This is a genomic window from Achromobacter sp. ACM02 (genome assembly GCF_014851605.1).
Taxonomy (GTDB): Bacteria; Pseudomonadota; Gammaproteobacteria; order Burkholderiales; family Burkholderiaceae_B; genus Achromobacter; species Achromobacter aegrifaciens.
The window spans coordinates 398,503-419,832 of record NZ_JACUZY010000006.1 but is presented as its reverse complement, the minus strand read 5'-3'; the positions used below and the strand labels follow the sequence as shown (position 1 = coordinate 419,832).

Annotated in this window: 20 protein-coding genes; 10 read left to right on the top strand and 10 right to left on the bottom strand. The window is 66.3% G+C overall.

Annotated features, from left to right (window positions below):
• The first annotated feature begins 5 nt into the window (after positions 1 to 5).
• Genes IB258_RS21190 through IB258_RS21180 form a run of 3 tightly spaced genes read left to right on the top strand, consistent with a single transcriptional unit; the run spans position 6 to position 2,871 of the window.
• Positions 6 to 647 carry a shikimate kinase gene (locus IB258_RS21190; protein ID WP_054457189.1) on the top strand — a complete coding sequence of 214 codons (642 nt, stop codon included), beginning with the start codon at positions 6 to 8 and terminating at the stop codon, positions 645 to 647.
• Positions 644 to 1,720 carry a 3-dehydroquinate synthase gene (gene aroB / locus IB258_RS21185; RefSeq protein WP_125472556.1) on the top strand — a complete coding sequence of 359 codons (1,077 nt, stop codon included), beginning with the start codon at positions 644 to 646 and terminating at the stop codon, positions 1,718 to 1,720. The genes IB258_RS21190 and aroB overlap by 4 nt, the downstream gene beginning before the upstream one ends.
• A 23-nt stretch (positions 1,721 to 1,743) precedes the next feature.
• Positions 1,744 to 2,871 carry a deoxyguanosinetriphosphate triphosphohydrolase gene (locus IB258_RS21180; RefSeq protein WP_175181583.1) on the top strand — a complete coding sequence of 376 codons (1,128 nt, stop codon included), beginning with the start codon at positions 1,744 to 1,746 and terminating at the stop codon, positions 2,869 to 2,871.
• Positions 2,872 to 2,902: 31 nt separating this feature from the next.
• Here the strand turns inward: IB258_RS21180 and IB258_RS21175 are convergent, their stop codons facing one another.
• Complete coding sequence (locus IB258_RS21175; RefSeq protein WP_054457184.1) at positions 2,903 to 4,096, bottom strand: M20 aminoacylase family protein; 1,194 nt, start codon at positions 4,094 to 4,096, stop codon at positions 2,903 to 2,905.
• A gap of 23 nt (positions 4,097 to 4,119) precedes the next feature.
• Positions 4,120 to 5,121 (bottom strand): tripartite tricarboxylate transporter substrate binding protein, encoded by a 1,002-nt coding sequence (locus IB258_RS21170; protein ID WP_192353182.1) that lies wholly within the window; start codon positions 5,119 to 5,121, stop codon positions 4,120 to 4,122.
• A gap of 127 nt (positions 5,122 to 5,248) precedes the next feature.
• On the opposite strand from IB258_RS21170, the gene IB258_RS21165 reads away from it, so the two are divergent.
• Positions 5,249 to 6,151 (top strand): LysR family transcriptional regulator, encoded by a 903-nt coding sequence (locus tag IB258_RS21165; RefSeq protein WP_054457181.1) that lies wholly within the window; start codon positions 5,249 to 5,251, stop codon positions 6,149 to 6,151.
• Positions 6,152 to 6,170: 19 nt separating this feature from the next.
• Here IB258_RS21165 and IB258_RS21160 read toward each other — a convergent pair whose 3' ends face one another.
• Both IB258_RS21160 and uvrA read right to left on the bottom strand, forming a co-directional pair.
• A complete protein-coding gene (locus tag IB258_RS21160; protein WP_054457179.1) occupies positions 6,171 to 6,833 on the bottom strand; it encodes a glutathione S-transferase family protein in 663 nt (220 codons plus the stop codon).
• 45 nt (positions 6,834 to 6,878) lie between these two features.
• Positions 6,879 to 9,722: an excinuclease ABC subunit UvrA gene (gene uvrA, locus IB258_RS21155; RefSeq protein WP_370126359.1), complete on the bottom strand. Its 2,844-nt coding sequence runs from the start codon at positions 9,720 to 9,722 to the stop codon at positions 6,879 to 6,881.
• Positions 9,723 to 9,909: 187 nt separating this feature from the next.
• On the opposite strand from uvrA, the gene IB258_RS21150 reads away from it, so the two are divergent.
• The 5 genes from IB258_RS21150 to IB258_RS21130 all read left to right on the top strand — a co-directional run bounded on the left by IB258_RS21150 (position 9,910) and on the right by IB258_RS21130 (position 13,710).
• On the top strand, positions 9,910 to 11,127 hold the full coding sequence (locus IB258_RS21150; protein WP_054457175.1) for an MFS transporter: 1,218 nt from the start codon (positions 9,910 to 9,912) through the stop codon (positions 11,125 to 11,127).
• Between the two features lie 280 nt (positions 11,128 to 11,407).
• On the top strand, positions 11,408 to 11,929 hold the full coding sequence (gene ssb, locus IB258_RS21145; protein WP_119449719.1) for a single-stranded DNA-binding protein: 522 nt from the start codon (positions 11,408 to 11,410) through the stop codon (positions 11,927 to 11,929).
• Positions 11,930 to 12,287: 358 nt separating this feature from the next.
• Positions 12,288 to 12,593: a DUF4148 domain-containing protein gene (locus IB258_RS21140; RefSeq protein ID WP_192353162.1), complete on the top strand. Its 306-nt coding sequence runs from the start codon at positions 12,288 to 12,290 to the stop codon at positions 12,591 to 12,593.
• 84 nt (positions 12,594 to 12,677) lie between these two features.
• Entirely contained in the window at positions 12,678 to 12,983 is a 306-nt protein-coding gene (locus tag IB258_RS21135; protein WP_192353161.1) for a DUF4148 domain-containing protein, read from the top strand.
• Between the two features lie 130 nt (positions 12,984 to 13,113).
• Positions 13,114 to 13,710 carry a TetR/AcrR family transcriptional regulator gene (locus tag IB258_RS21130; RefSeq protein WP_192353160.1) on the top strand — a complete coding sequence of 199 codons (597 nt, stop codon included), beginning with the start codon at positions 13,114 to 13,116 and terminating at the stop codon, positions 13,708 to 13,710.
• Positions 13,711 to 13,787: 77 nt separating this feature from the next.
• On the opposite strand, the gene IB258_RS21125 is transcribed toward IB258_RS21130, so the two are convergent.
• The 3 genes from IB258_RS21125 to IB258_RS21115 all read right to left on the bottom strand — a co-directional run bounded on the left by IB258_RS21125 (position 13,788) and on the right by IB258_RS21115 (position 17,805).
• A complete protein-coding gene (locus IB258_RS21125; RefSeq protein WP_054457305.1) occupies positions 13,788 to 14,648 on the bottom strand; it encodes a hypothetical protein in 861 nt (286 codons plus the stop codon).
• 249 nt (positions 14,649 to 14,897) lie between these two features.
• Entirely contained in the window at positions 14,898 to 15,515 is a 618-nt protein-coding gene (locus IB258_RS21120) for a TetR/AcrR family transcriptional regulator (RefSeq protein WP_054457157.1), read from the bottom strand.
• 115 nt (positions 15,516 to 15,630) lie between these two features.
• Positions 15,631 to 17,805, bottom strand: a complete 2,175-nt coding sequence (locus IB258_RS21115; RefSeq protein ID WP_119449716.1) for a malate synthase G — start codon at positions 17,803 to 17,805, stop codon at positions 15,631 to 15,633.
• A gap of 237 nt (positions 17,806 to 18,042) precedes the next feature.
• Here IB258_RS21115 and glcC point away from each other — a divergent pair, with 237 nt between their 5' ends.
• The gene (gene glcC, locus IB258_RS21110; protein ID WP_192353159.1) at positions 18,043 to 18,807 is read left to right on the top strand and encodes a transcriptional regulator GlcC; all 765 of its coding nucleotides are present in this window, start codon (positions 18,043 to 18,045) and stop codon (positions 18,805 to 18,807) included.
• Between the two features lie 46 nt (positions 18,808 to 18,853).
• Here glcC and IB258_RS21105 read toward each other — a convergent pair whose 3' ends face one another.
• The 3 genes from IB258_RS21105 to IB258_RS21095 form a co-directional block, all read right to left on the bottom strand.
• A complete protein-coding gene (locus tag IB258_RS21105; protein WP_054457155.1) occupies positions 18,854 to 19,978 on the bottom strand; it encodes a saccharopine dehydrogenase family protein in 1,125 nt (374 codons plus the stop codon).
• Positions 19,979 to 20,180: 202 nt separating this feature from the next.
• Entirely contained in the window at positions 20,181 to 20,573 is a 393-nt protein-coding gene (locus IB258_RS21100; protein ID WP_082401215.1) for a DUF4148 domain-containing protein, read from the bottom strand.
• A 307-nt stretch (positions 20,574 to 20,880) separates the two neighbouring features.
• On the bottom strand, positions 20,881 to 21,285 hold the full coding sequence (locus tag IB258_RS21095; protein WP_054457151.1) for a DUF1090 domain-containing protein: 405 nt from the start codon (positions 21,283 to 21,285) through the stop codon (positions 20,881 to 20,883).
• Between the last annotated feature and the right edge of the window lie 45 nt (positions 21,286 to 21,330).

Sequence of the window (21,330 nt, the reverse complement as noted above, 5' to 3'; positions counted from 1 at the left end):
CCGTCATGAACTTTTCCGCTAACTCATGTCCGGAGGCTGACCCGGACCCGGCGTCCTCCTGCGAGACGCCCGAAAACCAGCCTTGCGCGATCGAGTGCACAGGCAAGGCCGCCACGCTGCCGCATGACCTGCCGGTTTTCCTGGTCGGGATGATGGGCGCGGGCAAGACCACCATAGGGCGTGGCCTGGCGCGTGCCCTGGGGCGCGAGTTTATGGACTTGGATCATGAGCTCGAGGCGCGTTGCGGCGTGCGGGTGCCGGTAATCTTCGAAATCGAGGGCGAAGCCGGTTTTCGTCGCCGGGAATCTGCCGCCTTGGAAGAGTGTACCCAACGGCGCAACATAATTCTTGCCACCGGCGGCGGCGCGATCCTGGCGCCGGAAAACCGTCAGCGCCTGCGCGAGCGCGGCATCGTGGTCTACCTGCGCGCCAGCGTGGACGAACTGTTCCGCCGCACCTGCCGCGACCGCAACCGTCCCCTGTTGGCCACGGCCGACCCGCGCGGCACGCTGCGCGACCTCATGACCCTGCGGGAACCCCTCTATAAGGAAGTAGCCGACCTGGTGGTGGAGACGGGCGCCATGCCCATACACACCCTGGTCAAGGCGCTGCTGCCGCAACTGCAAGCCTTCGAGAAGCGCATATGAACGTAGTACACGTGGACACCCCGGGCGGAGCCTACCCGATCCACATCGGCCCCGGCCGCCTGGACGCCCTGGACCAGTGCATCCCCGCCGACGCCACCGCGATCGCCGTGGTGACCAACCCGACCGTCGCCGCCCTGTACGGCGAGCGCGCCGAAGCCGCGCTGGCCCGGACCGGCAAGCGGGTGCTGCGCATCGAATTGCCCGACGGCGAGGCCTATAAGGACTGGCAGTCGCTGAACCTGATCTTCGACGCGCTGCTGGGCAACCGCCTGGACCGCCGCTGCGTGCTGGTGGCGCTGGGCGGCGGCGTCATCGGCGACATGACCGGTTTCGCGGCCGCGGTCTACATGCGCGGCGTGCGCTTCCTGCAGGTGCCCACGACCCTGCTGTCGCAGGTCGATTCGTCGGTGGGCGGCAAGACCGCCGTCAACCATCCGCTGGGCAAGAACATGATCGGCGCGTTCTACCAGCCGGTCGCAGTCGAAATAGACACCGACGTGCTGAACACGCTGCCGGCGCGCGAGGTGTCCGCGGGCCTGGCGGAAGTGATCAAGTACGGCCTGATCCTGGACCCGGAATTCTGGTCCTGGTGCGAGGACAATGCGCAGAAGCTGCGCGAACTGGACCCCGAGGCGGTCGCCTACGCCATCCGCCGCTCCTGCGAACTCAAGGCGCAAGTGGTGGGCAAGGACGAGCGCGAGTCGGGCCTGCGCGCCATCCTCAACCTGGGCCACACCTTCGGCCACGCCATCGAATCCGGCCTGGGCTACGGCGCCTGGCTGCATGGCGAAGCCGTCGGTTGCGGCATGGTGCAGGCTGCCGAGCTGTCGGCCGACGTCGCCGGCTTTGACCGTGCCGACGTGGAGCGCGTGCGCGCGCTGGTGGTCGCCATCGGCTGTCCCGTCGTGGCCCCCGACCTGGGCGCCGACCGCTGGCTGGACCTGATGCAGGTCGACAAGAAGACCGAAGGCGGCTCGATCCGCTACGTGCTCATGACCCGCATCGGCGAGGCCATGATGCGCGCGGCCCCCGACGACGCCGTGCGCGCCGTGCTGGCCCGCACCACCCAATAGCCGTGATGGAGACGGTGTTGCAGATGAAAGAACTGGCTTCCTATGCATCCCACCCGTCTCAATCGCGCGGGCGGACCTATGCCGAGCCGCCACCGGAAAACCGGACGGAGTTCCAGCGCGACCGCGATCGCATCGTCCATTCCAGCGCCTTCCGGCGCCTGGAGTACAAGACCCAGGTCTTCGTGAACCACGAGGGCGACCTGTTCCGCACCCGCCTGACCCACAGCCTGGAAGTGGCCCAGATTGCGCGCACGCTGGCGCGCAGCCTGGGCCTGTCCGAAGACCTGACCGAAGCCATCTCGCTGGCGCACGACCTGGGCCACACGCCGTTCGGTCATGCGGGCCAGGATGAACTCAACGCCTGCATGCGCGAATTGGCGCCGGAGGCGGGCGGCTTCGAGCACAATCTGCAAAGCCTGCGGGTGGTGGACGAACTGGAAGAACGCTACGCGGACTTCAACGGCCTGAACCTGTGCTTCGAAACGCGCGAAGGCATCCTCAAGCATTGTTCGGCCGCGCATGCGCGGCAGCTGGGCGACGTGGGCCAGCGCTTCCTCGACCGCACCCAACCCTCGCTGGAGGCGCAGTTGGCCAACCTGGCGGACGAGGTCGCCTACAACAACCACGACATCGACGACGGTCTGCGCTCGGGCCTGATCACGCTGGAACAGCTGAAGGAAGTGTCGATCTTCGAGCGCCACCACGCCCACGTGCTGGAAAGCTATCCGGGGCTGGCTGCGCGTCGCGCGGTGGCCGAGACCATACGCCGCATGATCAATACGCTGATCGTCGACCTGACGCGGACCTCGTTGGCGCGCATCCGCGAGTTCGCTCCCGCCACTGCCGACGACGTGCGCCGCGCGCCGCCGCTGGCGACCTTTTCGCCCGAGATCCGGAGCGAGGCCGACGCGCTGAAGAAATTCCTGTTCGACAACCTGTACCGCCACTACCGCGTGTTGCGCATGACGACCAAGGCGCGGCGCATCGTGCGCGAGCTGTTCGCGGCTTTCCTGGACGATCCGCGGCTGTTGCCGCCCGACTATCGCCGGCCGGCTTTCAACGAGCAGGCCCGCGCCATCGCCGACTACATCGCGGGCATGACGGACCGCTACGCCATCCGCGAGCACAAGCGCCTGTTCGAGATGGCCTGAGGCCCGCGGGCCTCAGGCTTGCGCCGCGGCCTCAGCCCGCCAGATAGCGCTGCGTCAGCAGCACCCAGTAGGCCGCGCCCACGGGCAGGCTGTGGTCGTTGAAGTCATAGCCCGGGTTGTGCACCATGCAGGCCCCATGCCCGCTGTTGAAGCCTTCCGCCGAGCCATCGCCATTGCCCACCAGCAGGTAGGACCCTGGCACTTCCTCCAGCATGAAGGCGAAGTCCTCGCTGCCGGTCAGCGCGCGGGTCTGGAGTTCCACCTGGTCGGCGCCCACCAGTTCCACCGCCACCTGGCGCGCGAAATCGGTTTCTTCGCGGGTGTTGACCAGCACGGGATAACCGCGGCCGTAGTCGATGGTGGCGCGCACCTGATAGCTGGCCGCCTGGCTGTGGACCAGTTCCGTGATGCGGGCTTGCAGCGTGTCGCGCACGCCGCGGTCCAGCGCGCGCACGCTGAGTTTCAGCGTGGCGGTCTGGGGGATGACGTTGTTGGCTTTGCCTGCGTTGAATGCGCCGACCGTGATCACCGCCATGTGCAGGGGATCGATATTGCGGGCGACGATGCTTTGCAGGCCCAGCACGATGGCCGCGCCAGCCACCACCGGATCGGCGGCGCAATGCGGCATCGCGCCGTGCCCGCCCACGCCTTCCAGCACGATGGTGACGTTGTCGGACGAAGCCATCGCGGCGCCGTCGCGCAGCAGCAGGCGGCCTTGCGGATGGCCCGGCATGTTGTGCATGGCGAAGATGGCGTCGCAGGGATACTTGCTGAACAGTCCGTCTTCCATCATGCGCTTGGCGCCGCCCAGGCCTTCCTCGGCGGGCTGGAAGATCAGGTTGAGCGTGCCGTCGAAGTCGCCATGCCTGGCCAGGTGGTGCGCGGCCGCCAGCAGCATGGCGGTGTGGCCGTCGTGGCCGCAGGCGTGCATGACGCCTTCGTTGCAGCTGGCGTGTTCCAGGCCCGTCGCTTCCTGGATGGGCAGGGCGTCCATGTCGGCGCGCAGGCCCAGGCGCTTGCCGCCGCTGCCGCGGCGCAACTGCCCCACCACGCCGGTGCCGCCCAGGCCGCGTTCCACTTCATAGCCCCATTGCGTCAGGCACTGCGCCACCAGGTCGCTGGTGCGGAATTCCTGGAAGCCGAGTTCGGGGTGGCGGTGGATGTCGCGGCGGATCGAGACGAATTCGTCGGCCTGGGCGGTCATCGCCTGCAGGATGGGATGCATGTCGGAGAGGTCCTGGAATCGGGTCACTGGTTGCCTGCCAGTTTCACGTGGCTGGAGATTTCGCGGAAGCGCTCGGTCTCGGCGCGGTACATGGCGTCGGCCTGTTCCGCGCTCATGGGGGCGGAGACTTCGATGTTCTGGTGCGCCAGGCTGTCCTTCACCGCCGCATCCTGCATGGCGGCGTTGAGCGCTGCGTTCAGGCGCGCCACCACGTCTTGCGGCGTGTCGCGCTTGACGAAGTAGCCAGTCCAGGTGGTGAAGTTGAAGCCCTTGAGCAGTTGGCCTTCGTTGACCGACGGCACGGTCTTGAGCGCGGGCAACTGGCTGCGCTGCGGGTCCAGGCTGGCCAGCAGCTTGATGCGGCCCTGCTCGGCCAGCGCCACCTGCTGCTGCGACAGCGGCAGGATGGCCAGGTCCACCTGGCCGCCGCCGATGTCCTGCATCAACGGCGCGCCGCCCTTGTAGGGCACATGCATCATGTTGGCGCCGATGGTGCGCGCCATGTGCTCGCCCAGCACGTGGTACAGCGAACCCACGCCCACGCTGCCGAACGTCAGCGGCTGGGTGGCCGAGCGCGAGCGGGCCAGCGTGACCAGCTCGTCGGCATTGTTGGCGGGCAGGTCGGCGCGCGCCACGATCACCAATGGGGCCATGCCGATCATCTGCACCAGGCGGAAATCCTCGCTCTTGAGCTTGACCGCGGGATTGGCAATGGGGGACAGGATCAGCTCGTTGGGCGAGCCCTGGAACAGGTAATAGCCGTCAGCCTTGGCGCCCAGCACCTTCTGCGCGCCCAGCGCGCCGCTCACGCCGCCCAGGTTCTCCACCAGCACGGGTTGGCCCATTTGCTTGGAGACGGGCGGGGCCACCACGCGGGCGATGGAATCGGACGCGCCGCCGGCCGGGTAGGGCACCATCATCATGACGGGCCGGTCGGGATAGTCTGCGGCCCGGGCGCCCTGGGCCAGCAGCGCCGCGCCCAGCGCCAGCGCACAGCCGGCCAGGCGCAGGCCATTGGAAAGCATGCTCACGAAATTCCCCTTGGAATGATCTAGTCGTGATCCGCATGCTAGGGACAGGCCTCGCTAGTTGTCTAACGAATTGTTATTCTGGAAGCTAGAAAAAAAACTCATACTTAATCGGGACCCGGGCATGAATCTCAAGCAGCTCGAACATCTGCTGGCCGTGGCCGAGGCGGGTTCCTTCAGCCGTGCGGCCGAACGCCTGTACCTGACCCAGTCGGCGCTCAGCCGCAGCATCCGCCTGCTGGAAGAAGACCTGGGCGCGCGCCTGCTGGACCGCATGGGCAAGCGCACCGAGCTGACACCGCTGGGCCTGACCGTCGCCGGCCGCGCGCGGCGCATCCTGTTCGAATCGGGCGAGCTGCGCCGCAGCGCGGAACTGCTGACCCAGGGCGACCGGGGCAGCATCAGCATCGGATTGGGTTCAGGGCCGGGCGTCATGCTCATGACGCCGCTGCTGGCGCACGTGGCGCAGCACTATCCGCAGTTGCGGCTGGACGTGATGCGCGGCTCGCCCGAGGCCCATCTGGCGCTGTTGCGCCAGCGGCGCCTGGATGCGCTGGTGGTCGATACGCGCGGCATCGTGCCGGCGGCCGACCTGCGCATCGAACCCATCTCGGAAATGCGCGCCGGATTCATCTGCCGCCGCGGCCATCCGCTGGCCCAGGCCGGGCGGCCAGCGCGCTTCGCGGAGGTTGCGGCCTATCCGCTGGCGTCCACATTTCTTGCAGCGGATACCGTGCGCATCGTGGTCGACCATTTCGGCGTCGAGGCGGATCCGCAGACCGCGATGCGCCTGCGCTGCGATGAAATCGGCAGCGTGCTGGAAGCGGTGCGCGTGTCGGACGCGGTATTCCTGGGCATCGTGGGCGCGGCGCGGGTCGGCATCGCCGCGGGCGAACTGACGGAACTGCCTACCGACCCGCCGCTGCGCAGCCACGCGCTGTTTGCAATGGTGACGCTGACGGGCCGCACCGAGGCGCCGGCGATGGCGCTGGTGCGTGAATTCGTGGCCCAGCGCCTGCGCGATTGAACGCGCCGATTGACGTGCTTCAGCGCTGCTTGCGGTAGGGCTCGTCCTCGGGCACGAAGGTGGCTTCCGCGAGCGCGTCGCGGGTCCATTCCTGCATGGCGGGCAGCGCCAGCACGGCGTCCATGTAGTCGCGCACCGGGCCGGATGCCGCGATGCCATAGGTCGTGAAGCGCGAGACCACCGGCGCGAAGAAGGCGTCGGCGATCGAGAACTCGCCGAACAGGAACGGCCCGCCCTGGCCGAATGCCGCGCGCGTGTCGCGCCAGATCGCTTGCAGGCGCTCGATGTCCTGTTGCGCGGCCGCAGGAAAGTCGATGCCGGGCAGGTGCGCTTCGACGTTCATGGGCAGCGCCTGGCGCATCGCGCCAAAGCCGCTGTGCATCTGCGCGGTGAGCGACCGCGCGCGGGCCCGGGCGCGCGCGTCCTGGGGCCACAGGCGGGCTTCGGGATGGCGTTCGGCCAGGTACTCGCAGATCGCCAGCGTGTCCCAGATCGCGAACTCGCCATCCAGCAGCACCGGAACCAGCCCCGCGGGCGACACCGCGCCCACGCGGCGCGAGAATTCCTCGGTGAAGAAGCCGAGCTTCTGCTCGGTAAAGGGTATGCCTGCGGCGCGCAGGGCGATCCATGGCCGCAGGGACCAGGACGAGTAGTTCTTGTTGCCGATGATCAAGGTGTACATGCCGCGATCCTTCCTAGCCGTTGATGTGATGATTCAGGCGCCGGTTCAGCGGCGCAGCAGCTTGCCCAGGTATTGTCCGGTGTGGCTGGCGGACGTGCCGGCCACGTCTTCGGGCGTGCCCTGCGCCACCACGCGCCCGCCGCCGTCGCCGCCTTCGGGACCCATGTCGACCACCCAGTCCGCGGTCTTGATGACGTCCAGGTTGTGTTCGATGATCAGCACCGTGTTGCCGCTGTCGACCAGCTGGTTCAGCACCTGCAGCAGCAGCTCGATGTCGCGGAAATGCAGGCCCGTGGTGGGCTCGTCCAGGATGTAGAGCGTGCGGCCGGTGCTGCGCCGCGACAGTTCCTGCGACAGCTTCACGCGCTGCGCTTCACCGCCCGACAGGGTGGTCGCGCTCTGGCCCAGCCGGATATACGACAGGCCCACGTCGATCAGCGTGTGCAGCTTGCGGGCGATGGCCGGCACGGACTCGAAGTATTCCAGCGCCTGCTCGACCGTCAGGTCCAGCACTTCGCTGATGTTGCGGCCGCGATAGCGGATTTCCAGCGTTTCGCGGTTGTAGCGCTTGCCGTGGCAGACGTCGCAAGGCACGTACATGTCGGGCAGGAAATGCATTTCGACCTTGACCACGCCGTCGCCCTGGCAGGCCTCGCAGCGCCCGCCCTTGACGTTGAAGCTGAAGCGCCCCGGGTCGTAGCCGCGGGTGCGCGCTTCCGGCACGCCCGCGAAGAGTTCGCGGATGGGCGTGAACAGGCCCGTGTAGGTCGCGGGGTTGCTGCGCGGCGTGCGGCCGATGGGGCTCTGGTCCACGCTGATGATCTTGTCGAAGTTCTCCAGTCCCTGCATCGACACGTAAGGAGCGGGTTCGCTCTGCGCATGATGCAGCTGGCGCGACACGGCGACCGCCAGCGTGTCGTTGACCAGCGTGGACTTGCCCGAACCGGACACGCCGGTCACGCACACCAGCCGGCCCGCGGGGATGCGCAGGTCCACGTTCTTCAGGTTGTTGCCGCTGGCGCCCGTCAGGGTGAGCCAGGACAGTTCGTCGTTGACGGGGCGTCGCTTCGGGATGGCGATGGCGCGCGCGCCGCTCAGGTACTGGCCGGTCAGCGACTGGGGGTCGCGCTGCACGGTTTCCGGGTCGCCCTGCGCCACCACCTGGCCGCCGTGCTCGCCCGCGCCCGGTCCCATGTCCACGACCCAGTCGGCCATGCGGATCATGTCTTCGTCGTGCTCCACGACGATGACGCTATTGCCTAGGTCGCGCAGGTGCTGCAGGGTGCCGATGAGGCGGTCGTTGTCGCGCTGGTGCAGGCCGATGGAGGGCTCGTCCAGCACGTACATCACGCCGGTCAGGCCCGAGCCGATCTGGCTGGCCAGGCGGATGCGCTGCGCCTCGCCGCCCGAGATGGTATCGGCGCTGCGGTCCAGCGACAGATAGTTCAGGCCGACGTTGTTCAGGAAGCTCAGGCGCGCCTCGATCTCGCGCACGATGCGTTGCGCGATCTCCTGCTTGGCGCCCGTCAGGCTCAGGTCGCGGAACCAGGTAAGGCAGGTCGACAGCGGCATGGCCTCGACCTCGTAGATGGCCTGACCGTGGCGTTCGCCGCCGCGCGGATCCTGGCCGATCAGCACGTTGCGGGCCTCGGGCCGCAGGCGCGAGCCGCCGCAGTCCGGGCAGGTCTTGATGTTGCGGTACTTGCCGAGCTCTTCGCGCACGGTGGCCGAATCGGTTTCGCGCCAGCGGCGCTCCAGGTTCGGGATCACGCCTTCGAATGTATGGCGCTTGACCGTGCTGCGGCCTTTTTCGTTCAGGTAGAGGAACGAGATCTCTTCGTCGCCGGAGCCGTACAGCACCTTGTCGCGCAACGCCTCGGGCAGTTCCTCGAAGGGCGCTTCGATGTCGAATTCATAGTGCGCCGCCAGGCTGGTCAAGAGCGAATGCGTGAAGGCGTTGCGGCGGTCCCAGCCGCGGATGGCGCCGGCCGCCAGGCTCAGCTCCGGGAAGGCGACCACGCGCTTGGGGTCGAAGAAGCCGACCTGGCCGATGCCATCGCAACTGGGGCAGGCGCCCATGGGATTGTTGAAGCTGAACAGGCGCGGCTCCAGCTCGGGCAGGCTGTGGCTGCACACCGGGCAGGCGTAGCGGCTGGAGAAGACCTGTTCGCGGCCGCTGTCCATGTCCAGCGCCAGGGCGCGGCCCTCGGCCAGCTGCAACGCGGTCTCGAAGCTTTCCGCCAGGCGCTGCTTGCTTTCAGGCTTGATGCGCAGCCGGTCGATGACGACGTCGATGTCGTGCTTCTCGGTCTTCTTCAGCGGCGCCATGCCGTCGATTTCGGTCAGCTGGCCGTCCACGCGCAGACGCACGTAGCCCTGCGCCTGCAGGCTGGCGCATTCGTCCTCGAAACTGCCTTTCTTGCCGCGGGCTATGGGCGCCAGTACCGCCAGCCGGGTTTCGGGCGTCCAGGACAGCACCGCGTCCACCATCTGGCTGACGCTTTGCGCCTGTAATGGCAGGCCGTGGTCAGGGCAATAGGGCGTACCGACCCGCGCGTACAGGAGGCGCAGGTAGTCGTGGATCTCGGTGATGGTGCCGACGGTGGAGCGGGGGTTGTGGCCCGCGGCCTTCTGTTCGATGGAGATGGCCGGGGACAGGCCCTCGATCAGGTCCACGTCCGGCTTGTCCATCAGCTGCAGGAACTGGCGGGCGTAGGCGGACAGGCTTTCCACGTAGCGGCGTTGGCCTTCCGCGTACAGCGTGTCGAAGGCCAGCGACGATTTGCCCGAGCCGGACAAGCCGGTGACGACCACCAGCTTGTGGCGTGGCAGGTCGAGCGAGACGTTCTTGAGATTGTGGGTGCGCGCACCCCGAATGCGTATTGTCACGTCCATCGGGCTCTTTTAAGCGGTTTCAAAGGCCAACTTGGTACTATAGCGCGCCGAATCCCCCTGCGTTCGGGGCAGTACTCCAGCCTGGATAGACCCGGGGGGCGGCGCCGCACCGCCAGATCAGACCGTGGGCGTGTGACATCCACGCGCGCGGGCGAGTCCTAGTCATCGTTGAATTTTTCGCATGCAGGCAGATAAAAAACTGAAATTGACCCCGTCCGAACGCCGCGCCAGCGTGGCGCTGGCCGGACTGTTCGCCGCGCGGATGCTGGGGCTGTTCCTGTTGCTGCCCGTCTTCGCCGTGGCCGCCGCCGGCATGCCGGGCGGGGACGATCCGGCCCGCGTCGGCCTGGCGCTGGGCATGTACGGCCTGACCCAGGCCTTCATGCAGATTCCCTTCGGCCTGGCGTCCGACCGCTGGGGCCGGCGTCCCGTGGTGCTGTTCGGCCTGCTGCTGTTCGTGGCGGGCAGCATCGTCTGTGCACAGGCGTCCGACGTGTACTGGATCACCATCGGCCGCGCCATCCAGGGCGCCGGGGCGATTTCCGCGGCCGTCACCGCCTGGCTGGCGGACTCCACCCGCGACGAGGTCCGCACCCGGGCCATGGCCATGGTGGGCGGGTCGATCGGCCTGTCCTTCGCCGTGTCGCTGGTCCTGTCGCCCGTGCTGGTGGGCTGGTGGGGCCTGTCCGGCCTGTTCTGGACCATCGCCTGTCTGGGCGTGATCTGCCTGGCCGTGGCCGGCTGGGTGGTACCCGTGGTGCCGCTGACCCAGGCCCGCACCATGCAGGCCGCCCGGCCGCGCGAAGTCCTGACCCACAGCGACCTGCTGCGCCTGAATTTCGGCGTTTTTGTCCTGCACCTGATCCAGGTGGCGCTGTTTGTCGTGGTGCCCGCCCTGCTGGCGAAGGTGGGCGGCCTGGACGCGCGCGAGCTCTGGAAGGTCTATCTGCCGGTCATCCTGGTTTCCTTCGTGCTGATGGTGCCGGTGGTGTTCGTCGCCGAAAAGCGCCGCGCCCATCGCGGCGCCCTGCGCGCCGCCGTGGCCGGGCTGGTGCTGGTGTGCGCCTTGCTGCCCGCGGCCAGCCATGGCTTCTACACCCTGGCAGCCGCCCTGACGGGCTTCTTCGTGGCCTTCAATGTGCTGGAAGCCCTGCAACCGTCGCTGGTGTCGCGGGTCGCGCCGCAGGCCTACAAGGGCCTGGCGCTGGGCTTCTACAACACCGCCCAGGCCGCCGGCCTGTTCGCGGGTGGCGCGCTGGGCGGCTGGCTGGCCTCGCATTCCGGTTCCAGCGCCGTTTTCATCGCCGCCGCCGCCCTGTCGGCGATCTGGCTGGCGGTGACCTGGGCCCTGCGGCCGTTGCCCGAACCGGACCGCCAGGCATCGGCGCGGGCCGGCTGAAAAGTCGGGATCCCACCCCGAAAAGCGCCCAACAGACGCGAAAATTCCATGGCTGGGGTGGACGGCTTTGTCACATCCTGGTTTGGCGCGGCGGGCGCTTTTCGTCGATAATACGCATCAAATCAGGGCTTCACTCAGGGTTCAACCCGGCGTCGCCGGTCATCGTTGCGGTGACCGGCGTGTTTCATGAAGCCGGTCTTCAACATCATCGCTTTTATGTTGTTGCCGGCGCGTCCGCGGCAACGCACACGCAGGCTGTCAACAACAGAGGGACAACGGCATGGCATCGGTTAACAAAGTCATACTCGTGGGCAATCTGGGACGCGACCCGGAAGTCCGCTACAGCCCCGAAGGGGCGGCAATCTGCAATATGTCCATTGCCACCACCTCCACCTGGAAAGACAAGGCTTCGGGCGAACGCCGCGAAGAAACGGAATGGCACCGCGTAGTCATGTACAACCGCCTGGCTGAAATCGCCGGCGAGTACCTGAAGAAGGGCCGCTCGGTCTACATCGAAGGCCGCCTGAAGACGCGCAAGTGGCAAGACAAGGACACCGGCGCTGACCGCTACAGCACCGAAATCGTTGCCGACCAGATGCAGATGCTGGGCGGCCGCGAAGACGGCGGCGGCGGTGGCGCAAGCTTCGGCGGCGGTGGCGGCTACGACGACGCGCCTTCGCGCCCGCAGCAGCAGCGCGCCCCGGCCCAACGCCCGGCCCCGCAACAGCGCCCGGCTCCCGCCGCGGCTCCGGCCAGCAGCGGCGCTAATCTGGCGGATATGGACGACGATATTCCGTTCTAAGCCACAGCGCGGCATCAGACTTCAACAAGAACCCGGTAAATTCCTGATTTACCGGGTTTTTTGTTGCCCCTGGCGGTAGTGTGGGCCGACGCGTTCGAGAGGCCGACTCGCGGATGGGGCGCCATTCCGGTATAGGTGAGGCGAAGTCCTGGTGTTGCTTGAATTATTTTGTTTCACAAAACCCCCTTGCGCCATCTACCTAGTAGTAGATAAGATTCATCCATCGACGCAGCAAACCAAACACCCGCCGACGTCGAAACCAGAAATACAGTAGGACCGCTTTTTTATTTCCCTTCTTGTCTACCTATAAGTAGATAGTTTTTTGAACCGCTACGCAATCGTTATCTGGAGATCAACCATGAAGACCCTCGTATCCGCCCTGATCCTGTCCGCTTCCTTCATTGGCGCCGCCCAAGCCGGCGAACTGGACTATCCGCCTGCCCTGAACACCGAAAGCACGGTGACCCGCGCCCAGGTGCAGCAGGAACTGGCCCAGGCTCGCGCCAATGGCGAACTGGTGTCTGGCGAAGAAGGCTACGCCGCCACGATCTTTACCGCCTCTGGCGACAAGAGCCGCGCCCAGGTCCAGAAGGAACTGGCCGCCGCCCGCGCCCAAGGCCTGACCGACAGCGCCGAACTGGCTTACCCGCCCGTGCAAGGCTGAGTTTTTTTCCCTCGATGTCTATCTATAAGTAGATAGCTCCATCGAAACCCTGACGCAGCACCTGATCCTTACTGGAGATCAACCATGAAGACCCTCGTATCCGCCCTGATCCTGTCCGCTTCCTTCATCGGCGCCGCCCAAGCCGGCGAACTGGACTATCCGCCTCCCCTGAACACGGAAAGCACGGTGACCCGCGCCCAGGTGCAGCAGGAACTGGCCGAAGCGCGCGCCAATGGCGAGCTGGTGTCGGGCGAAGAAGGCTACGCCGCCACGATGTTTGCCGCGGCCGGCGACAAGAGCCGCAAGCAAGTGCAGCAGGAATTGGCCGCCGCCCGCGCGCATGGCCTGACCGACAGCGGTGAGCTGGACTACCCGCCCGTGCAAGGCTGAGCTTCATGCCGGTACATGCGGATCCCGGGGGGCGGGATGATTCCCGGCCGGGGTCCGCAAGGGTTTTGGAGCAGTGGCAACGCTGCCGGAACCGATGACGAATCAACCTATTAGTAGGTAATATTCAGCCATGGACACTCCTACTTCCAACACCACTCGCGAACAGCTTCTGGCGCACGCCGAGAAGCTGATCCGCACGCGCGGATGCAACGGCTTCAGCTACCGCGACCTGGCTGAGCACGTGGGCGTAAAGACGTCCAGCATCCACTATTACTTTCCTGGCAAGGACGACTTGCTCTACGAGGCGGTCGAAGCCTACAGCGCGCGCGCGCTGGCCGCGATGCGCGGGATCGACACGTCGCTGCCGGCGCAAGCGCAGCTCGACCAATATCTGTCGATGATGGAATCGCGCGCCTGCGGGTCGGGCGAGCTCTGTCTGGCCGGCATGCTGGCGGCCGAGGTCAATTCGCTGCCCGAACGCGTGCGTGGCGCATTGCAAGGATTCTTCCGCGCGCACGAAGCCTGGTTGGCACGCGTGCTGGCCGAAGGCGCGGCGCAGGGCACGATGAAGTTCTCTGGCACGCCGGAGGCGGCTGGCCGCGCGGTGTTCGCCACGGTGCAAGGTTGCATATTGGTGGCGCGCCTGTTCCAACAGCCCGCGGCATTGTGCGAGGCCATCGGCGCGCTGTACGTGGAGTGCGACGGCAAGCACGGCAGCGCCGCCTGAGCGTTCCCGCTCCACGCAGCCCATCAACCACGGCCGCCATGCGCAAGCAGGCGGCCGTTGTGTTTTGCGCGGCGGGATCAGGCCGCGAGCAGCGCCCGCGCCATGTCGACGCTGGTGCGCGCCTGGATACCCAGGTCGCGCATGCGTTGCTGGAAGGTTGCCTGTGCGTCTTCGAAGCCCGCGACGGGGCTCATGCAGTCCGTCAGCAACACCAGGCGCGACAGGTCGCGGCCGGGCAGGTGCTCGGCCAGGTGTTCGACAGTGGCCTTGACGCAATGGCTGCCGGCCTGGCCGGCGATCAGGATGAGTTCGGCGCGGTCCAGCGAATCGAGCAGGCTGCGGTTGAGCTGGCTGCGCGGATCGTCGGCATCAGGGACTTCGGCCATCAGCGCGCTGTAGTGTTCGGTCCAGGGGTTCATACCCTTGGGCACCTTGCGCACGATGAACTGGCGCTCGTCTTCCCAACGGCTGTAGGCCGCGCGCACGTCCGCATGCACGTTATGGCCCCAGGTGCCGATTTCGCAATGCAGCGGCCACACCATCAGCGTGTAGCGGCCGCGCGCCTCGAGTTCGTCCAGGTACGACAGGGTACGCGGCAGGTCGTCGTCGTGGCGCGGCCGGAAATCGCCCGCGCGCAGCTGTGCCGCCGTGATCTGCGTGTACGGCGCCACGGGCTGGCCGTCGCCGGTGGACCAGAAGGTCGGATGGGCGATGTCCAGGCGATGGTGCGAATCCAGCGTCACCGTGATCGAGGTAAGCGCGGGCGCGGTCGTGTCGATGAAGTGCGCGAGCCGCTGCATGTCGGCGTGGGCGCCGGCCACAGGCAGGGCGGGCGCGTGCGCGGCGCCCGTCACGGGATCCGTGGGCAGGTACGACTCGGGCAGGTCGCAGAAGTCATTCTGCGGATCGATGATCAGTAGATGATTGGAGCGCGGCATGACGACGTTCGGGACAGGCGAACTCGAAATATAGAACGGGATGGCCATGTCTTTCTAGAAAAGTACCAGATGCTCGGCGCGGTCTGGTAACTGCTTGAGCAGCTCGCGCCACTGCAGCCAGACGCTGCCCCCGGCTGAAACGGCGATCACTGCGATAACGATCCACATGTCAGGCTCCTGGAAAATTTCGCACGACCGTGCGAAATTAAAGTAAAGAATTGCCGGCACGGGCCGGCGCTGGAAATACGGCTACTCGAGGTACTTGAAACTGCGGTAGGTGGAAATCAATCGTTCATAGGCCGCCCGCACGCGCTGGGGAGCCTTGGGATCCCGCAGGAAGCGGGCATCGTGCATCAGCCCGATCATCAGGCTGTAGACCTCGAATACGAGCTGCTCGGGATCCGTGTCCGGCCTGACGTGGCCGGCTTCGAGCGCCTGGTTGACCGTGCGCAGCATGGCGCCGCGCCAGCGCCGTAGATTGCCCTCCAGCACCGAGCGCAGCGGCGATTCCACGTCGTCGTATTCGAAGGCGCCGGCCACGTAGATGCAGCCCGTCAGCGTTTCGACATTGCTGGCGCGCTCGATCCAGAGCGAGACCAGGGCGTTGAGCCGGGGCAGGCCGCGGGGATGGGCCAGGGCCGGGGTGAACACGGCTTCAAGGAAGCGCCGGTCGTATTCGTCCAGCACCGCCTGCTGCAGGGCTTCCAGCGAGCCCACGCGCGAGAACACGCCGCTCTTGCTGATGCCCAGGCGCTTGGCCACCTGGCCGAGCGACAGGCTCTCCATGCCTTGCGCCGCGGCCATGTCCAGGGCCGCGTCCACAATGGCCGCGAAGGTCAGCTCGCTTTTCTCGGTTTTGGCAGTCATGCGGCAAATTTAGCACGACCGTGCGAAATTGACCTGGCTTTTTTCAGGGTCGCGCCCCGAAAAAAAACCGGACAGCCAGGCTGTCCGGTCTTGTTGCGGCAAAAGCGCGCCGGGATCAGGCCTGGTTGGCCTTGAACTCCAGGCGGTACTTGTGCAGCAGCGGCTCGGTGTAGCCGTTGGGCTGGGTCAGGCCTTCGAACACCAGCGCGCAGGCAGCCTTGAATGCCAGCGAGGTGTCGAAGTTGCCGGCCATCGGGCGGTAGAGCGTATCGCCCGCGTTTTGGCCGTCGACCACCTTGGCCATGCGCTTGAAGGTTTCCATGACCTGCTCGCGGTTGGTCACGCCGTGGCGCAGCCAGTTGGCGATGTGTTGGCTGGAGATGCGCAGCGTGGCGCGGTCTTCCATCAGGCCGACGTTGTGGATGTCCGGCACCTTGGAGCAGCCCACGCCCTGGTCGATCCAGCGCACCACGTAGCCCAGGATGCCCTGCACGTTGTTGTCGAGCTCCTGCTGGATGTCCTGCGCGGACCACTTGGACGGATCGCCGACCGGCACCGTCAGCAGGCCGCCCAGCAGGTCATCGCGCACGCTGTCGAGCTTGGTACGTTCCAGCTCCTGCTGCACCGCCTGCACGTCGATCTGGTGGTAGTGCAACGCGTGCAGCGTGGCTGCGGTGGGCGAAGGCACCCAGGCGGTGTTGGCGCCGGCCTTGGGATGGGCGATCTTCTGTTCCAGCATGGCGGCCATCAGGTCCGGCATGGCCCACATGCCCTTGCCGATCTGGGCGCGGCCGCGCAGGCCGGCATCCAGGCCGACCAGCACGTTGTTGCGCTCGTAGGCGGTGATCCAGGCGGTGGACTTCATGTCGCCCTTGCGCAGCATCGGGCCGGCTTCCATGCTGGAGTGCATTTCGTCGCCGGTGCGGTCCAGGAAGCCGGTGTTGATGAAGGCCACGCGCGCGGCGGCGGCCTCGATGCACGCCTTGAGGTTAATGCTGGTGCGGCGCTCTTCGTCCATGATGCCCATTTTCAGGGTGTTGCGCGGCAGCTTGAGCAGGTCTTCGACGCGGTCGAACAGTTCGCTGGCGAAGGCGGCTTCGACGGGGCCGTGCATCTTCGGCTTCACGATGTAGACGGAACCGGTGCGCGAATTCAGCTTGTGCTTGCGGTCCTGCAGCGCGGCCAGGCTGGTGACCACGGCGTCCAGGATGCCTTCGGGGATTTCGCGGCCCTCGCGGTCCAGGATGGCCGGGTTGGTCATCAGGTGGCCGACGTTGCGCACGAACATGAGCGAACGGCCATGCAGGGTCAGCGGCGAACCGTCGGGACGCGTGTAGTCGCGGTCGGCGTTGAGCTTGCGGGTGAAGGTCTTGCCGCCCTTGGTGACCTCTTCGGTCAGGTCGCCCTTCATCAGGCCGAGCCAGTTGCGGTAGATATGGACCTTGTCCTCGGCATCCACGGCGGCGACGGAATCCTCGCAGTCCATGATGGTGGTGAGCGCGGCTTCCACCAGCACGTCCTTGACGCCTGCGGCGTCGGTGGCGCCGATGCTGTGGCTGCGGTCGATCTGGATTTCGAAGTGCAGGCCGTTGTTCTTGAGCAGGATGGCCGTAGGCGCGGAGGCCTCGCCCTGGTAGCCTGCCAATTGCGCGGGATTCTTCAGGCCGGTCGAGCCGTTGGCCAGCGCCACGCGCAGTTGACCGCTTTCCACGGTGTAGCCGCGGGCGTCGGCATGCGAGCCCTGGGCCAGCGGGGCGGCGGTGTCCAGGAAGGCGCGGGCGCGGGCGATGACGGCGGCGCCGCGTTCCGGGTTGTAGCCGCGGCCCGTGTCGCCGGGCGTGGCAGGGATGGCGTCGGTGCCGTAGAGCGCGTCGTACAGGCTGCCCCAGCGCGCGTTGGCGGCGTTCAGCGCGTAGCGCGAGTTGGACATGGGCACGACCAGCTGCGGGCCGGCCTGCTGCGAAATCTCGGTGTCGACGTTGTCGGTGGTGGCGCGCACACTGGCCGGCTGCGGCAGCAGGTAGCCGATGCCTTCCAGGAATTTGCGGTAGGCGGCCGGATCGGCGATGGGGCCGGGGTGGGCGCGGTGCCATGCGTCGAGCTCGGCCTGCAGGCGGTCGCGTTCGGCCAGCAACGCGCGGTTCTTCGGAGCCAGGTCGTCCACCAGGGCCGCGAAGCCTTGCCAGAAGCCTTCGGCATCCAGGCCGGTGCCGGGCAGGGCTTCCTGTTCGATGAATTGATTGAGATTGGCCGCCACTTGCAGGCCGTGGTGCTGGATGCGTTGAGTCATGCGGTTCTCTAGCGGTAAGGGACTGGCCGACGCCGCGCGCCGGGCGTATCTGGTCTCGACATCATCGTTCGCGCCTGCCGCAATGTCCATATCAAAACCCACTGGTCATACCAGTTTGTGCACTGCCGTATGGGCAAAGCCGTAATTTTTATGGTTTTATATCAGCTACTTACGGGGGTGTGATGCAAGAGGTCCGATCGGGGATGCGCTTGGTCATACCACTGGTGCGGAGAGTGCATGTACGCGGAAACTGAAGAAAAGCCTCGCCAGGTGGCGGACGAGGTCGCCGAACGGATCGAACGCCTGATCCTGGACGGCGTGCTGAAGGCCGGCCAGGCGCTGCCTTCCGAACGGCGTCTGACCGAGAAGCTGGGCGTGTCGCGCACGGCCCTACGCGAAGGGCTCAAGCTCTTGCGCGCGCGCGAGATCATCCACACCGCGCAAGGCAAGGGTTCGTATGTGGCGCACATATCCAAGGTGGATGCCGGTCCGCTGATGCACCTGTTCAATTCGCAGCCGCGCACGCTCTACGACCTGCTGGAAGTGCGTTCGCTGCTGGAAGCCGAGTCTGCCCGGCTGGCGGCCATACGCGGCACCGAGGCGGACTTCATCATGATCCGCCGCCGTTATGACGAAATGGTGGCGGCGCAGGGCACGGCCACCGACACGGCGACGCACGCGCATCTGGACCATGCTTTTCACCTGGCCATCTGCGAGGCTTCGCACAATCCGGTGCTGGTGCATACGCTGCAATCGCTGACGGACTTGCTGCTGGGCTCGGTCTTCGCCTGCGTCAACAACCTCTACCACCGCCAACCCGAGAAACGCCAGATCGACCGGCAGCACACGCGGCTGTTCAACGCCGTGACGGCGCGCCAGCCGGAGCTGGCGCGCAAGGCGGCCGCGGACCACGTGGACAGCGTGCGCCAGAGCCTGGCCGATATCGAGCAGGAAGAGCAGCGCCTGGTGCGCGCGACGCTGCGGCTGGAAGGCTGGAGCTAGCGTCCTGCGCTCTCGCGGGGCAGGACGCATGAGGGCGCGTCGTGGTTCAGCGGTCGGCCATGGCGCCGCTGCCCGCCAGCGCCAGCGGCTTGCCCGCGTACACGCGGCCAAAGCGGTTGTTGATGAACGCGTCCAGATCGATGGCTTCCTGCCCGACGAACCCGCGTTGCGGCAATGCGCCCTGCGCCACCAGATCCAGCGCGGCGCAGATGCCGGCGGCGGTGGACAGCTGGATCGCGCTCAGGCGATGGCCGTCGACGTCCGCGCCGAAGATGCGGATGGGGTAGGACTCCTCTTCCAGCCGGCCATGGCGGCGGCCCGATGCCGAAGCCTGGATCACGATCACGTCCTGTTCGGTCGTGGGAATGGCGGCTTCGAAAATTTCCTTGAGCAGGTCGCGGCGGTCCCGCAAGCGCAAGTCGTTGAGCAGCAATTTCATGATGCTGCAGTGGCCCGGGTAGCGCACCGATTTGTAGTCCACGTTGCGGGCGCGGCCGCGCAAGGTGGCGGGCAGGGTGCCCAGTCCGCCGGACGTGTTGAAGGCTTCGTACTCCACGCCGTCCAGCGCGAAGGTCTCGTAGCCTTCCAGCGCGGGCACGCTGGTCAGTTGGCCGTCGACGATGGCCTCGCAGGGATTGCAGTACTCGTTGATCAGTCCCTCGGTGCTCCAGGTCAGGTTGTAGCGCAGGCTGTTGGAGGGATAGCGCGGCAGGGCGCCCACGCGCATGCGCAGATCCAGCAGGGTATCGAAGCGGCGCGCCAGCGCGTTGCCGACCACGCCGATGAAACCCGGGGCCAGGCCGCATTGCGGCATCAGCACGCTGCGGGCGTCTTCCGCCAGCGCCTGGATGGCGTGCGTGCTGGCCACGTCTTCGGTCAGGTCGAAGTAGTGCACCCCCGCCTTGGCGCACAGGCCGGCCACCGCGGCGGCGCGGTGAAAGGGCAGCGCGTTGATGACCGCGTAACGCCCCTCGATGCATTGCGCCACGGAGTCGTCGCCGGAAATCTGACGGGTTTCACAACCCAGTTCGGCCACGATGCGCAGCCGTTCGGGATCCTGGTCGGCTACCAGTACCGAATAGCCGCCGCTGCGTTCCAGCATCAGGGCAATGGCGAAACCGATTTTTCCGGCGCCCAGAAGTACGACGGGCCGGGGAGAGGCGGTGGTCATGGTGCGGCTCCTGCATGGATGGGGGAGAGGGTGAGCTCATCCTATGCGCGGTCGCTGTCGATGTGTAGAGACTAAATAGTCGAATCGGCCATAGGTAACGTCAATTCGACTTAATTAAATATCGAAACGTCAAAAACAAAGCCCTCCGGTTTGGGGCCGGAGGGCTTTGGGGCGCTGCCTGGCCGGGGAGGCCAGGGGGGGATCAGCTGCCCAGGGGCGGGTAGTCCAGGTTGCCGAAGGTGACCAGGCCTTCCGACTTGGCTTGGGCCAGTTCGGTGCGGACTTCGGCGCGGGTCAGCGAGGTGGCTTGTTCAGCCGCGGCGACGGGCGGGTAGTCCAGGTTGCCGAAGGTCACTTCACCGGCGTTCTTGGCTTGTTGCAGTTCAGCTTGCACTTGCTGCGAGGTCAGGGTCGACTTCGGGGCGATGGCGGCGGGGTAGCCTTCTTCGCCGAAGGTGTATTGGCCCGAGGCCTTGGCTTGTTGCAGTTCGGCTTGGACCTGAGCGCGGGTCGGGCCCTGATCAGCCTCGGCGGCTTGGGCGCCGGCAGCCAGAACGGACATGGACAGCATCAAAGCGGTAGCAAGGGTTTTCATAGCAGACCTCCAATGTCTTGAGCTTGGGAGCCGAACCGCTGGCCTGATTGCCTGGGGTTCGCTTGCTGTGTCCCGATGAGATGCATTCTGGGCGCAAATCATCTCCGGATAAACCCTGATTCTCTGAAAACATCTTTCCAAAAAGAAGACTAATAGGTTTCCATTTCACCAAATGGCACCATGGGTGGTGGAATTTCCATTTGATGACACCATAGGAGGTAGTCCACCCGGTAGGGCGGAGGTCTGGCGGCGGGGGGAGTGGGGGGCGCAGCCCCGGAAAAGCCCGGGACCGGCAAGGAGGAGGGAATCAGCGGTTCAGTTCGACCAGCGCGGCGTTGTATTCCGCCTGGGCTTCGTCCAGTTTGCGCTGGGCTTTGTCGATCTTGTCCTGCTTGCCCTTGGCGCGGGCCTGCTTGAGCTCGCTTTCGCGCTCGGCGACCTTGTTCTGCTTCTCGCGCACGTCGGCTTCGCGCTGGGATTGCAGGCGGCTGTCGGTGCAATTCGCTTTGGCTTCGGCCAGGGCCTTGCGCAGGCCGGCTTCGCGGCGGGTATTGTTCTGGGCCTTGGCAGCGGCGATGTCGTTTTCGATTTCGCAGAACTTGGCGGCGCAGCCGCGCTGGGCCGAGCAATCGCTGGCGGCCTGGGCCGGAATGGCCACGAAGGCGGCGGCTGCGGCGGCCGTCAAGGCCAGGGATTTGAGCAATGAGGGCATGCGTGGTCTCCGTAATGCGTTGCGGAGGTTCCATCATGGGCCTTG

Excerpts from the sequence above, each read along its gene's own strand:
- IB258_RS21160 (WP_054457179.1), bottom strand. The coding sequence starts at position 6,833 with ATGTACACCTTGATCATCGGCAACAAGAACTACTCGTCCTGGTCCCTG.
- glcC (WP_192353159.1), top strand. The coding sequence starts at position 18,043 with ATGTACGCGGAAACTGAAGAAAAGCCTCGCCAGGTGGCGGACGAGGTC.
- IB258_RS21095 (WP_054457151.1), bottom strand. The coding sequence starts at position 21,285 with ATGCCCTCATTGCTCAAATCCCTGGCCTTGACGGCCGCCGCAGCCGCC.
- IB258_RS21120 (WP_054457157.1), bottom strand. The coding sequence starts at position 15,515 with ATGACTGCCAAAACCGAGAAAAGCGAGCTGACCTTCGCGGCCATTGTG.
- aroB (WP_125472556.1), top strand. The coding sequence starts at position 644 with ATGAACGTAGTACACGTGGACACCCCGGGCGGAGCCTACCCGATCCAC.
- IB258_RS21100 (WP_082401215.1), bottom strand. The coding sequence starts at position 20,573 with ATGAAAACCCTTGCTACCGCTTTGATGCTGTCCATGTCCGTTCTGGCT.
- IB258_RS21180 (WP_175181583.1), top strand. The coding sequence starts at position 1,744 with ATGAAAGAACTGGCTTCCTATGCATCCCACCCGTCTCAATCGCGCGGG.
- IB258_RS21175 (WP_054457184.1), bottom strand. The coding sequence starts at position 4,096 with ATGCATCCCATCCTGCAGGCGATGACCGCCCAGGCCGACGAATTCGTC.
- IB258_RS21140 (WP_192353162.1), top strand. The coding sequence starts at position 12,288 with ATGAAGACCCTCGTATCCGCCCTGATCCTGTCCGCTTCCTTCATTGGC.
- IB258_RS21170 (WP_192353182.1), bottom strand. The coding sequence starts at position 5,121 with ATGCTTTCCAATGGCCTGCGCCTGGCCGGCTGTGCGCTGGCGCTGGGC.
- IB258_RS21190 (WP_054457189.1), top strand. The coding sequence starts at position 6 with ATGAACTTTTCCGCTAACTCATGTCCGGAGGCTGACCCGGACCCGGCG.
- ssb (WP_119449719.1), top strand. The coding sequence starts at position 11,408 with ATGGCATCGGTTAACAAAGTCATACTCGTGGGCAATCTGGGACGCGAC.
- IB258_RS21165 (WP_054457181.1), top strand. The coding sequence starts at position 5,249 with ATGAATCTCAAGCAGCTCGAACATCTGCTGGCCGTGGCCGAGGCGGGT.
- IB258_RS21115 (WP_119449716.1), bottom strand. The coding sequence starts at position 17,805 with ATGACTCAACGCATCCAGCACCACGGCCTGCAAGTGGCGGCCAATCTC.
- IB258_RS21135 (WP_192353161.1), top strand. The coding sequence starts at position 12,678 with ATGAAGACCCTCGTATCCGCCCTGATCCTGTCCGCTTCCTTCATCGGC.
- IB258_RS21125 (WP_054457305.1), bottom strand. The coding sequence starts at position 14,648 with ATGCCGCGCTCCAATCATCTACTGATCATCGATCCGCAGAATGACTTC.
- IB258_RS21150 (WP_054457175.1), top strand. The coding sequence starts at position 9,910 with ATGCAGGCAGATAAAAAACTGAAATTGACCCCGTCCGAACGCCGCGCC.
- IB258_RS21105 (WP_054457155.1), bottom strand. The coding sequence starts at position 19,978 with ATGACCACCGCCTCTCCCCGGCCCGTCGTACTTCTGGGCGCCGGAAAA.
- IB258_RS21130 (WP_192353160.1), top strand. The coding sequence starts at position 13,114 with ATGGACACTCCTACTTCCAACACCACTCGCGAACAGCTTCTGGCGCAC.